This is a genomic window from Paraburkholderia sp. BCC1886 (assembly GCF_900996245.1).
In the GTDB taxonomy this organism is placed as follows: domain Bacteria; phylum Pseudomonadota; class Gammaproteobacteria; order Burkholderiales; family Burkholderiaceae; genus Paraburkholderia.
The window spans coordinates 103,594-116,055 of sequence record NZ_CAAJGK010000052.1; the positions used below are offsets into that span (position 1 = coordinate 103,594).

Here is a 12,462-nt window from a genome sequence, read left to right on the forward strand (position 1 = left end):
CTCCATTCGCAAGCTGATGCGAATGCATTCTCGCTATCGCGCCGATAGGCGGGGAAATCGACTGTTAGCCGGAAAGCAGCAAGAAAAAAGCCCGCCATGAAGGCGGGCCAAAATCGCTGCGCTTGATTCAGATCCGCAAGCCTTGGAACTTGCAGGAGAATCCGTGAAGCTTATTCGACGTGTTCGCCATGCAGGCTCACGTCCAGGCCTTCGCGTTCTTCTTCTTCCGTCACACGAATGCCCATCACCATGTCGATGATCTTCAGCAGGATGTAGCTCACCACGCCGCTGTAGACCAGCGTCGTCAGAACGCCCTTGGCTTGCAGAACGATGCTGCCGTCCGCGCCGCCGATGTCCTTGACCGCGAACACGCCCGTCAGCAACGCACCCACGATACCGCCGATGCAGTGCACGCCGAACGCGTCGAGCGAGTCGTCGTAACCGAGCTTGTGCTTGAGCCACGTTGCCGACCAGAAGCAGACCACACCGGCCACGATACCGATCACCAGCGAACCCGTCATGCCGACGAAGCCCGAAGCCGGCGTAATCGCCACCAGACCTGCCACGGCGCCCGACACGATACCGAGCACCGACGGCTTGCCCTTGGCCGCCCATTCGGCGAACATCCAGGCGAGTGCTGCAGCAGCCGTTGCGATCTGCGTTGCGAACATTGCGAAACCGGCACGGCCGTCAGCCGCCACTGCCGAACCCGCGTTGAAGCCGAACCAGCCCACCCACAGCATCGCGCCACCAATCAGCGTGAGCGTCAGGTTGTGCGGCGCCATCGCTTCCTTGCCGTAGCCGACACGCTTGCCCAGCACCAGGCAGCAGACCAGACCGGCGATACCGGCGTTGATGTGCACCACCGTGCCGCCTGCGAAGTCGAGGATGCCAGCCGTTGCCAACCAGCCGGTCGGTTCCCAGACCATGTGCGCGATCGGCGAGTAGACGATGATCGACCACAGCGTCATGAACACCAGCATTGCCGAGAACTTCATGCGGTCAGCAAATGCACCGGTGATGAGCGCCGGCGTGATGATCGCGAAGGTCATCTGATAGACGAAGTAGACCGTTTCGGGGATCGTCGGAGCCAGGTGGCTGACGGTCAGCGTCGTGGCCTTGTCGCCCTTGATGTAGTTCATGCCCGACATGAAGACGCGCGAGAAGCCGCCGATGAACGAGCCGCCCGGCGTGAAGGCGAGGCTGTAGCCCACCACACCCCAGACGATCGTGATCACGCAGGTGATCGCGAAACTTTGCATCAGCGTCGCCAGCACGTTCTTCTTGCGGACCATGCCGCCGTAGAACAGTGCCAGACCCGGGATCGTCATGAACAGCACGAGCGCGGTGGAGGTCAGCATCCAGGCGGTGTCACCCGAATTGATCTTCGACGAATCGACCGAGAACGGCGCGGTCGGTGCTGCGGGTGCGGCGGCGGCTGCCGCGGATGCGTCTGCTGGTGCCGAGGCGGCTGCGTTAGCGGTGCCTGCCGTAGCGGCATCCGGCGTCGCCGAGGCCGCTGCGGGTGCCGATGCGTCCGGCGCCGGCGCACTGGCCGTCGTATCGGATGCGGCGGCCGAGGCGGCTGCGGGGGCGGAAGCGTCGTCCGCGAGGGCGGCGCCGATACCGCCCGCGAGCAGCGAACCGGCCATCAGCAAGGACATCAATAATTTGCGCATCTTCGTTTCCTCTTATCGCTATCTGTGTCGCTATCTTTTGTTATTACAAAGCGTCCGCGCCGGTCTCCCCGGTGCGAATCCGGATAACCTGTTCGATCGCCGTGACAAAAATCTTGCCGTCGCCGATCTTGCCCGTGCGTGCCGCGCGCTCGAGCGCCTCGATCGCCTGGTCGACGATGTCGTCCGAGACCGCGGCCTCGATCTTCACTTTCGGCAGGAAATCGACCACGTATTCGGCGCCGCGATACAGCTCCGTGTGACCCTTCTGACGACCGAAACCTTTGACTTCGGTCACCGTGATGCCCGAGACGCCGATCGCCGATAAGGCTTCGCGCGCCTCATCGAGCTTGAACGGCTTGATGATTGCGGTAATGAGTTTCATGAAATCCCTCGCTAAGTTGCGTAAACCCGTTGCGTAACCCGTTTTGCGTACCCGTAACCCGTTCGCGTGGTCTCGTTTGCCTACCGGCAATTTGTGCTGGTAGTGCGCGCCGGGCAGTAACAGCAACTCGCATGCCATGTTGAGTGGGGTGACGCACCGACCGCGTCGCCAAACGGGCCCGAACCGGCGGCAAGCAGGCCCCGGGCGCCCCTGGCCGAACGGCCAGCGTCGGCGGGACGCAGTGGCGCGGCTTTTGGATCGTTGCTAGAGTGTCCGCACGCTTCGATCAGGCGGCTGCGCACCAAAGGGGCTCATGCGCCGATGGCATCCCGAAGGCCATGCACCAAAGCGACCCATTCGCCAGAACAAAGCACAGACGTAACGATACATGCACAATTTTTGTGCACCAAAGGGAACACCATGAAACAACCCAACGATGTCTTCAACGACTTTCAGGCCCGCATGAGCGAGCTATTCAAGAATTCGCCGGCCAAAGACGTCGAACGTAACGTCAAGGCCATGCTGTCGCAGGGCTTCTCGAAGCTGGACCTGGTGACGCGCGAGGAATTCGATACGCAGACGCAGGTGCTGGTGCGCACGCGCTCGCGTCTGGAAGAACTCGAGCGCCGGGTCGCCGAGCTCGAACAGAAGCTGCCGGTGACGACTTCGACGTCCTGACAGACGTCGACGCGCAGCGCTCGCGCTGCGTCGTGCTGCACATCACTGGCAAGCGAGCCGTGACGTCATCAGCGTTTTAGGAGACGCGCGCGGCCTGGTCTGCGCCCCGTGCGTCCGACGGGGAAAAATCATGTCGCTAGCCGTGGTGCGCAGTCGCGCGCCGGCCTCTGGCCGCGCGCCCGAAGTAACGGTCGAGGTTCACCTCGCCAATGGATTGCCCTCTTTTTCGATCGTCGGTCTACCCGATCTGGAAGTGCGCGAAAGCCGCGAGCGCGTGCGCGCGGCCCTGCAGAACTGCGGCTTCGACTTTCCGGTCCGACGTATCACCGTCAATCTCGCCCCCGCCGATTTGCCGAAGGAATCCGGTCGTTTCGATCTGCCGATCGCGCTGGGCATTCTCGCGGCGAGCGGCCAGATTCCCGTCGAAGCCCTGCTGCATCGCGAATTCGCCGGCGAGTTGTCGTTGACCGGCGCGCTCAGGCCCATGCGCGGCGCGTTCGCGATGGCCTGCGGGACGGCGCGCGAAGGCGGGGCGGTTCGACGTGGGTCGGTTTCGGCCTCGTTAGGGTTCGGCGAGTCTGGTGAGACCGGTGAGTCTCATGAACCTGGCCCGCGCACCGGTAACGCCCGCACGCCTCAGCTATACCTGCCGGCGGCCAGCGCCGCGGAAGCCGCGTTGGTACCGGGCGTCGATGTCTATGGCGCGAACGATCTCCCGTCCCTCTGCGCCCATCTGGCCGATGCGCCCGACGGCCGGCTCTATCCGGTCGTCGCACCCGACGTCGCCGCTATCACACCTCTCCCCGGCCCCGACATGCGTGACGTGATCGGCCAGCGCGGCGCGCGCCGGGCACTCGAAGTCGCCGCCGCGGGCGGTCACCACGTCCTGTTGATCGGGCCGCCGGGCGCGGGCAAATCCATGCTCGCCGCACGCCTGCCCAGCCTGCTGCCGCCGATGACGGACGACGAAGCGCTCAGCTCCGCGGCGCTGCTATCCGCCAGCCGGAACGGTTTCAGTCCGGCGCAATGGCGGCAGCGACCGTTTCGCGCGCCGCATCACTCGTCGAGCGCGGCGGCGCTGGTCGGCGGACGCAATCCGCCCCAGCCCGGAGAGATCACGCTGGCCCATCTCGGCGTGCTGTTCCTAGACGAGTTGCCCGAATTCGACCGTCACGTGCTGGAAACACTGCGCGAACCGCTGGAGGCTGGCCGCATCACCATCTCGCGCGCCGCCTGGCAAGCCGACTTCCCGGCCGCCTGCCAGCTGATCGCCGCGATGAACCCCTGCCCGTGCGGCTGGCGCGGCGACCCGGGCGGCCGCTGCCGCTGTTCGCCGGAGAATGCCGCGCGCTATCTGCGCAAGCTGTCCGGTCCGTTGCTGGACCGGATCGACATCCAACTGGAGATTCCGGCGCTGACCGCCGCCGAATTGACCGCTCGCAGCACCTCTACAGCGGAGTCGAGCGCCGCGATCGCAAAGCGGGTCGGCGCGGCGCGCGAACGGCAATTGAACCGGCAGGGCAAAACCAATCGGGAACTGGACGGCCGGGAGGTGGATGAAGTCTGCCGCCCCGACGCAGCCGGCGAAGTCTTACTGCGCGAAGCGGGCGAACGCTTCGGCTGGTCGGCGCGCGCCTACTATCGTGTGCTGAAGGTTGCCCGGACGATTGCCGATCTTGCGGGGGCTGCCATGCCGAGCGCCGCTCAGGTCGGCGAGGCCATTCAATACCGTCGCGCTTTCGGGTCGGTATAAAGAGAAAAACACGCTGTCAAGACTTGACTTATACACACTCGCGCGTTCCTGATAGATTTTGAAACAACTGAAAGGTCTGCGTCACCCTGCCTGTAAAGGCCATTGATTTTATTATGTTTTTTAAGCCAGCCGCAGCGGCGGCTTTCTGACAGAATGCCCACCGGTTGGGCATTTCGGGCAAAAGAAGACGAGTTCTCAACAGAGTTATCCACAGGCAGGTTGGGGGAAACAAAAACCTCAACGTAAACCGTGAATTAGCTCGTGATGCTGCGAAGGAACTTTCACTGTGCGCCGGTCTCGAGACGACCTCGAATCGGCCAAAAATACCGCCGATTAAAACAGTTGGAACGACGAAAAAAACTGGTCGACCTGCTCCTGCTGGAGCGGTTTCGACGCGATGATCGCCGCTTCGTAGACATGCCGTCCATGCACCACGAGTCGGGCATAGACCGTCCGCGCTTCATGCTGTGAGCCCGCGGCGCCGCTCACTTTCATTTCCAGCCCCGGCACCTGGCCGCCGGCTGCGAGCGGAATCTGCACGGGATGCGCTTCCGGCGCTGCGCCGACATTGCGGGCAAGGCCAGTCCGCAAGAAATCGAGTACGGCCTGCTGGGTGGCGGCGTCGTCGCCCGGCAATAGCACCGTACCTACCGCGAACACGGCGTCGCCGGCTTCGGCGGTCTGCATGGCCATCTGCATCGGTTTGCCGCCGATCTGAACAACCCGTTGATCGTTGCCTGGCCTGGCAGGCAGGTCGACGGTGTAGGCGTTGTCGTTGTTCATCACCGTGCGCCAGTCGAAGGTCGGCGAACACGCTGTGAGGGCGGCGCCCAGCGTCAGCAGGCCGACTGCGTGTGCGGCTGAACGAGCGGCTAAACGAGCGGCAAACCGGACTCGCGAAGCGGGACGCAAAGAGCGCAAAGAGTGCGAAGAGCGGATCGAGCGCGGAAAACACACGACGTTACGGAACACGGAGCGGAACAGAGGAAGGAACACAGAACGGACCAGGTAACGAAACATGAGCAGAACCGGCGGACACGAAAAGCCGCCATTATCCGCTGGCACCTCGCTCACTGTCGTGCCCCGCGAATCGGGCTACAATGGCGGCGCTGCATAGCACCGGGCGTGACGAGTTTCCATTTCAGCCCCGGCGCACTGTCCCGCGCGTTCTGCGCGACCCGAATTTCAGGTTCCGTTTTCGAGGTTCCGTCATGAGCTCCACCCCGTCTCCCGCCGCCCGGCGCGCCAATCCGCTGCACTACGTGATCATTGCCGTCGTGGCCGTCGCGCTCGCCATCGCCGGCTATTTCGCGTTCGCGGGCCAGCAGCGCGTGCCCGACGCCACCTTCACGTTGCTCTCGGGCCAGAAAGTCTCGACTGCCGATCTGAAAGGCAAGGTTTACCTGGTCAACTTCTGGGCGACCAATTGCGATACCTGCATGCAGGAAATGCCGCAGATGGTTCAGACCTATAACCGCTTCAAGGGCAAGGGTCTCGAATTCGTCGCGGTCGCGATGAACTACGATGCGCCGATGTACGTGACCAACTACACGCAAACCCGCAAGCTGCCGTTCAAGGTCGCCATGGACGACGGTTCGGCCGCCAAGCAGTTCGGCAACGTGCAGCTCACCCCCACCACCTTCCTCGTCGCCAAAGACGGCACGATCCTCAAGCGCTACGTCGGCGAGCCGCAATTCGCGGAACTCGATCAACTGCTGGAAAAAGCGCTCAACGCAGCCTGATTCCGGTTCGACTTCAACACGCGGCTCGAACACGCTTCAACACAGCTTCAACGGACATCGACGCGTCGGCAAACTTTCTCACCGCCGGCGCGGCCCGTCTTCAGCGTTCCCCATCCCCTTTGGCCGCAAGGCCATATCGTTTGATCTTCTCGTACAGCGTGGCCTTGCCCAGTTGCAGCTTGTCGGCAGCCACCGCGACCGAGCCGCCGCTCTGCTCCAACGCCTGCGCGATCACCGCCCGCTCGAACTGTTCGACACGCTCCTTGAGCGGCTGCGCCGCATCGGCCTCGTCGCCGAACGACATCACCGGATCTTCCGCCACGCCGAGCACGAACCGGTCGGCGGCATTGCGTAGCTCGCGCACGTTGCCCGGCCAGTCGCGTTGCATCAGGCCGGCCCGCTGACGATCCGTGAGGATCGGCGCGGGACGCTGGTAGCGCACGGCCGCATCCAGTAGAAAGTGTTCGAACAGCGGCACGATATCTTCGCGGCGCTCGCCGAGCGGCGGCAGCGCGATCGTCACGACGTTGAGCCGGTACAGCAGATCGCGCCGAAACGAGCCGTCCGCGACATGCTCGGCCATATCGCCCTTGGCTGCCGCCACGACACGGCAATTCACGCGAACCGGCTGATTCGAGCCGAGCCGTTCCAGCACACCGTCCTGCAGCACGCGCAGCAGCTTCACCTGCAGCGCCAGCGGCATGCTTTCGATCTCGTCGAGAAACAGCGTGCCGCCCGACGCATGTTCGAGCTTGCCGATGCGCCGTTTCGCGGCGCCCGTGAACGCACCCGGCTCGTAGCCGAACATCTCGGACTCGAACATCTGCTCGGGCAGCGCGCCGCAATTCACCGCGATAAACGGCTTGTCGTGCCGCGGCGACAGTTCGTGCAGACTGCGCGCGATCAACTCCTTGCCCGCGCCCGTATCGCCGTTGATCAGCACCGACGCGTCGGTCGGCGCGACGTTGGCGATGAGCCTTCGCACCTGTTCGATTGCCGGACTGCGACCGATGATGCGCGGCGCCACCGCGTGGTGTCCCGCCAGTTCGCGACGCAGCGCGAGATTCTCGAGCACCAGCTTGCGGCGCTCCAGCGCGCGCCGCACGGTTTCGATCAGGCGCTCGGAGGCGAACGGTTTTTCGATGAAGTCATACGCGCCGTCGCGCATGGCCTGCACGGCCATCGAAATATCGCCATGGCCGGTGACGAGAATCACCGGCACGTCGGGTGCGCGTTCGTGGCACTGCGCCAGCAGGTCGAGTCCGCTCGCGCCCGGCAAACGAATGTCGCTGACGATCACGCCGGAAAAATCGGCGCTGATCAGCTTCGCCGCCGACTCGACCGACGCGTGACCGACCACCTCGAAGCCCGCCAGTTGCAGGCTCTGCACGCTGGCGCGACGCACGAGTTCGTCGTCTTCGATATACAGCACCTCAAAGCCCTGGTTCATTTCGTTTTCATCCGGTTCTGGAAACCGTCGTCAACGGGTCCGGTGTGGGGCTCGCCGATGCGCGGGCGCGGCGCAACGTCAACACGAACGACGCGCCGCCGTCGGGCGCGGTACGCGCCACCAGCGAGCCGCCGCAATCGCGCGCTATCGACGACGAGATGGCGAGACCAAGGCCGAGCCCCTGGCCCATTTCCTTGGTCGTGAAGAACGGTTCGAACAGGCGCGGCAACACGTCTTCGGCGATCCCCGGGCCGTTGTCGTCGACCGATATCGCGAGGTCTTTATCGCCGGCTTCGATGGCAATGACGATACGCGGTTGCACGACACCAGCAGTCGCATCGAGCGCATTGCCGAGCAGATTGATCAGCACCTGTTCGAGCCGCAGATCGTCGCAATGGGCGATCAGTTCCGGATGATCGTCGGCGAGATCCAACGCGGCGGGCTCGCCCTGCACCTGCGTTTGCGTGTCCCGCAACGTGAACGCCAGCTCGACACCTTGCAAGCGCTTCTGCAGCAAGGCGACCACGTTGCGCAACGCGCGCACGACCGGCGCTCGCGCACTGCGCGGTCGCGCGCGGCCGACGAACAGCTTCAGCTGATTGGTGATCTTGCCCATCCGCTCGGTCAACGCCGCGATGGCTTCGAGGTTGTCGCGCGCCGACGCATGATCGCCGCGCTCCAGAAACACACGCGTGTTGTCAGAGAAACCGCGCAACGCGGCCAACGGCTGATTCAGCTCATGCGTGATGCCAGCCGCCATCTGCCCGAGCGCGGCCAGCTTGCTCGCCTGAATCAGTTCGTCGTGCGCATCGCGCAATTCCTGTTCGGCGCGAGTGCGCTCGACCACTTCGCTATGCAGGCGTTCGTTCGCCTGCGACAGGTCCGCGGTGCGCTCGGCCACCCGGCGATTGAGTTCCGCGTAGGCCTTCTGCAACAGCGCGCGACTGCGCATCACCTCGCGCACTCGCGCGCGCCGCATGCGCCAGTAAAACGCCAGCAGCACCAGCGACACATAGCCGAAACCCGTGGCGATGGTCGCGTTGCGCGCATCGGCATCGACCGGACTGACCGGCGACATCGTGATCAGATGCCAGTCCGGCTCGCCCATGCCGCGCCGCGACACCAGATAGCGCGGGGCATAACGCCCGCCGCCGATGCGCACGATCTGCGCGTTGCCTTCCAGCGTGCGCTCGATCGTCATTGGTAACGGCGCGATGGGCTGTTGCGCGTATTGCCGCGCCTGATAGATGGAGTCGGCGACCTGACCGGTGAGCGGCCGGATCGTGTGATATTTCCACGCCGGCATCGACGACAGAAACACCACGCCGTGGTCGTCGGTGACGACCAGCGGTTCGGACGCGTCCGCGCCCTGAAACCATTCGAGATCGAGCTTGACGACCGCCACGCCGACGATCTTGCCCGCACGCCGCACCGGCTGCGAGATGTAATAACCCGGCGCCTGCGAAATGGTGCCGATGCCGAAGAAGCGGCCCACGCCGCCTTTCATCGCATCGAGAAAATACGGCCGGAACTGGTAGCCCGCGCCGATGAAACTGCCCGGCCCTTGCCAGTTGCTGGCGGCCACGCAATAGCCGTTGGTCGGGATGATGTAGGTGACCGTCGCGCGTGCGTGACGGTTCAGGTCTTCGAGGTAGAGATTGGCACGCGCGACGTTGGCGGGGCTCGGGTCGACCAGCACGTCCTGCACGATCGGATGCTCGGCCAGCAGATACGGCAGCGACTCGTAGCGCTCGAGCGTGCTTTTCAAAGCGTTGGTGGTGCGCGCCACGCGGGCGCCGGCGTTGCTGCGCAAGTTGTCGATGCCGTTCTGCCACGCCACGCTATACGTGAGGCCGCACGCTGCCGCGAGCCCGGCGACGAGCGCGAAGAGAACGAGCAAACGACGCGTCACGTTGGCAAAATCCGGTCGATGAGGATCGGCCATTGTGGCATAAGGCGGCGCGCCGTCGGCGCGCGTGCTCGCCGTGGCTTTCATACGCGATGACGAACAGGTGACCGGATGGCCGGCGCGCAGCGTCTTGACCCGCTTAAACGTTGGCTGGCTCTTTGAGCGCCGCCTCGCCGCGCAGCGCGGCGTTCAGCTTGTTGCGGTCCAGTTCCTTTTCCCAGGCCGACACCACGACCGTCGCAACCCCGTTGCCGACGATATTGGTCAGCGCGCGGCACTCGCTCATGAAGCGGTCGATGCCGAGAATCAGCACCATGCCCGACAGCGGAATGGTCGGCACCACGGCGAGGGTCGCGGCCAGCGTGATGAAGCCCGCGCCGGTCACGCCGCTTGCACCCTTCGACGTCAGCATGGTCACCGCGAGCAGCGTGAGTTGCTGGGCCCACGACAGGTCGGTGTTGGTTGCCTGCGCAATGAACAGCACGGCCATCGTCATGTAGATGTTGGTGCCGTCCAGGTTGAACGAGTAACCGGTCGGCACGACCAGACCCACGACCGAGCGCGAGCAGCCGAGCTTTTCGAGCTTCAGCATCAGTTGCGGCAACGCGGCTTCCGACGAGCTCGTGCCGAGCACGATCAGCATCTCTTCCTTGATGTAGGCCACGAAACGCAGGATGTTGAAACCCACCGCCCGCGCGATGATACCGAGCACCACCACGACGAACACGATCGAGGTCAGATAGAACGTGCCGATCAGCTTGAGCATCGGCAGCAGCGAGCCGATGCCGTACTTGCCGATGGTGAAAGCCATCGCGCCGAACGCGCCGATGGGCGCCAGCTTCGTGATGATGCGCACGATGCCGAACAGCACGTGCGAGAGTCCGTCGATGAAGTTCGTGACGACCTTGCCCTTCTCACCGGCCGTTGCCAGCACCGCGCCGAACAGCAACGCGATCAGCAGGATCTGCAGGATTTCGCCCTGTGCGAAGGCCGATACCAGCGTGTCCGGAATGATGTGCATCAGGAAGTCGACCGTGGTCTGGCCGTGTGCCTTGGCGGCATACGAGGCGACCGCCTTGCCGTCGAGCGTGGCCGGATCGATGTTGAAGCCGACGCCCGGTTTCAGCACGTGCGTCGCGATCAGGCCGAGCACCAGCGCGAAGCTCGAGACGATTTCGAAGTACAGCAGCGCCTTGCCGCCGACGCGCCCGACCTTCTTCATGTCTTCCATGCCGGCGATGCCGGTCACCACCGTACAGAAGATGATCGGCCCGATCACCATCTTGATCAGCTTGATGAAGCCGTCGCCGAGCGGTTTCATGTCGACCGCGAAATCCGGATAGAAATGACCGAGCGCGATGCCGATGATGATCGCCACGATCACCTGCACGTACAGCACTTTATGAATAGGTTTCTTCACGATGTTTCCTGCGATGTGGATGAGCCCAAGGCCTGCCACGCAGCGCTACGTGCGAACGATGAATCGCGTCGCTCCGTGCGCGGCATCAGACCGCTGACCAGGAGGACGAATTCAGAAATACCGGGAAGGGAAATCAGACATCGTTGTCTCCTTGCTTTAGTTGTCGGACCGTTGCGGCCGCCAATCTGTTTTGCAAGCTCGATGCCAGCTGGATGGCGCGTTAAGTGCGCTGATTTATAAGCGTTTTTTGGACGTGTGCGCAAAGCGCCTTCCGGGATTCCGGAAATCCGGACAGAGGCTGTCGGGGAATCCGGAATCCGTCTTCATGCGGCCTCCGGGAAAACCCGGAGGCCTTTTACAGTGGGCGTTTTCACGCGCCGCCCTCTTCCAGCACCAGCAGGTTGTCGTGCGAAAAACCGAGCGACACCGGTTGGCCGCGCTCCGGCAAACCGCGATTCGGATCGTTGAACACGTCGAGCGAAATCACCGCGTCTTTCACGCGCGTTCTGATGCGCACTACCGCGCCGAGAAAATTCACTTCTTCGACGGTCGCGTTCAGCGAGTTGCGACCCGCGGCCGCCGGCTCCAGCACGATGGCTTCGGGCCGCAACGCGAGCATGCGTTGCTTGCCCGCGTCGTCGGCCGGCAGGGTCTGGGTGGTCGTCAACTCCTGGCCGTCGACGATCATTCTGCCGGTCGCCGGATCGACCACGTGTCCCGCCAGAATATTTAGCGTGCCGACGAAGGACGCGACGAAACGCGTGCGCGGGAAGTTGTAGATTTCCGACGGCGTACCAACCTGTTCGACGCGCCCTTCGTTCATCACGACGATACGGTCGGAGATGGACAGCGCTTCTTCCTGATCGTGCGTGACGAAGATCGACGTGATGCCCAACTCGCGTTGCAGCGCGCGAATGTCCTGGCGCAACGAAATGCGGATTTTCGCGTCGAGCGCGGACAGCGGTTCGTCGAGCAACAACACCTGCGGCTTGCCGGCCAACGCACGCGCGAGCGCGACGCGCTGCTGCTGGCCGCCGGACAGTTGCCACGGATAACGCTCGCCCACGTGCGGCAGCTTGATCAGCTCCAGCATCTCGCCGACCCGCTTGCCGATTTCGGCCTGCGGACGATGAGCGATCTTCAGACCGAAGCCGATGTTCTCCGCGATCGTCATGTTCGGAAACAGCGCGTACGACTGGAACACCATGCCGACCTTGCGCTGCCGCGTACGCAGGTGCGTCACGTCCTTGTTGTCGAGCCGGATGATGCCGCGCGTCGGCGTTTCGAAGCCCGCGATCATGCGCAGCACGGTGGTCTTGCCGCAACCCGACGGCCCGAGAAACGTGATGAATTCGCCGCGCTCGATCTTCATGTCGAAGCGATGCAGCGCCGTGTTCGCCCCGAAGGACTTATGCAGATTTTCGATTTCGAGAAATGCCATGATGTCTG

Annotated in this window: 10 protein-coding genes; 3 read left to right on the forward strand and 7 right to left on the reverse strand. The window is 63.6% G+C overall.

The genetic code is table 11. From position 1 onward, the window contains the following. Positions 1 to 170: 170 nt before the first annotated feature. Positions 171 to 1,679 (reverse strand): ammonium transporter, encoded by a 1,509-nt coding sequence (locus FQ746_RS18600; RefSeq protein WP_144111089.1) that lies wholly within the window; start codon positions 1,677 to 1,679, stop codon positions 171 to 173. A gap of 43 nt (positions 1,680 to 1,722) precedes the next feature. Next, positions 1,723 to 2,061: a P-II family nitrogen regulator gene (locus tag FQ746_RS18605; protein ID WP_144111091.1), complete on the reverse strand. Its 339-nt coding sequence runs from the start codon at positions 2,059 to 2,061 to the stop codon at positions 1,723 to 1,725. Between the two features lie 420 nt (positions 2,062 to 2,481). On the opposite strand from FQ746_RS18605, the gene FQ746_RS18610 reads away from it, so the two are divergent. Further along, complete coding sequence (locus tag FQ746_RS18610) at positions 2,482 to 2,739, forward strand: accessory factor UbiK family protein (protein ID WP_144111093.1); 258 nt, start codon at positions 2,482 to 2,484, stop codon at positions 2,737 to 2,739. 130 nt (positions 2,740 to 2,869) lie between these two features. Further along, complete coding sequence (locus FQ746_RS18615; protein WP_144111095.1) at positions 2,870 to 4,492, forward strand: YifB family Mg chelatase-like AAA ATPase; 1,623 nt, start codon at positions 2,870 to 2,872, stop codon at positions 4,490 to 4,492. 333 nt (positions 4,493 to 4,825) lie between these two features. Here the strand turns inward: FQ746_RS18615 and FQ746_RS18620 are convergent, their stop codons facing one another. After that, positions 4,826 to 5,512 (reverse strand): hypothetical protein, encoded by a 687-nt coding sequence (locus FQ746_RS18620; protein ID WP_409932408.1) that lies wholly within the window; start codon positions 5,510 to 5,512, stop codon positions 4,826 to 4,828. A gap of 191 nt (positions 5,513 to 5,703) precedes the next feature. Here FQ746_RS18620 and FQ746_RS18625 point away from each other — a divergent pair, with 191 nt between their 5' ends. Continuing rightward, positions 5,704 to 6,234: a peroxiredoxin family protein gene (locus FQ746_RS18625; RefSeq protein ID WP_144111097.1), complete on the forward strand. Its 531-nt coding sequence runs from the start codon at positions 5,704 to 5,706 to the stop codon at positions 6,232 to 6,234. Between the two features lie 100 nt (positions 6,235 to 6,334). Here the strand turns inward: FQ746_RS18625 and FQ746_RS18630 are convergent, their stop codons facing one another. The 4 genes from FQ746_RS18630 to FQ746_RS18645 form a co-directional block, all read right to left on the reverse strand. Continuing rightward, the gene (locus FQ746_RS18630; protein WP_144111099.1) at positions 6,335 to 7,684 is read right to left on the reverse strand and encodes a sigma-54-dependent transcriptional regulator; all 1,350 of its coding nucleotides are present in this window, start codon (positions 7,682 to 7,684) and stop codon (positions 6,335 to 6,337) included. Between the two features lie 7 nt (positions 7,685 to 7,691). Continuing rightward, on the reverse strand, positions 7,692 to 9,680 hold the full coding sequence (locus tag FQ746_RS18635; RefSeq protein WP_144111101.1) for an ATP-binding protein: 1,989 nt from the start codon (positions 9,678 to 9,680) through the stop codon (positions 7,692 to 7,694). A gap of 52 nt (positions 9,681 to 9,732) precedes the next feature. After that, complete coding sequence (locus FQ746_RS18640) at positions 9,733 to 11,013, reverse strand: dicarboxylate/amino acid:cation symporter (RefSeq protein WP_144111103.1); 1,281 nt, start codon at positions 11,011 to 11,013, stop codon at positions 9,733 to 9,735. 370 nt (positions 11,014 to 11,383) lie between these two features. Further along, the gene (locus FQ746_RS18645; RefSeq protein ID WP_144111105.1) at positions 11,384 to 12,454 is read right to left on the reverse strand and encodes an ABC transporter ATP-binding protein; all 1,071 of its coding nucleotides are present in this window, start codon (positions 12,452 to 12,454) and stop codon (positions 11,384 to 11,386) included. Positions 12,455 to 12,462 lie beyond the last annotated feature (8 nt).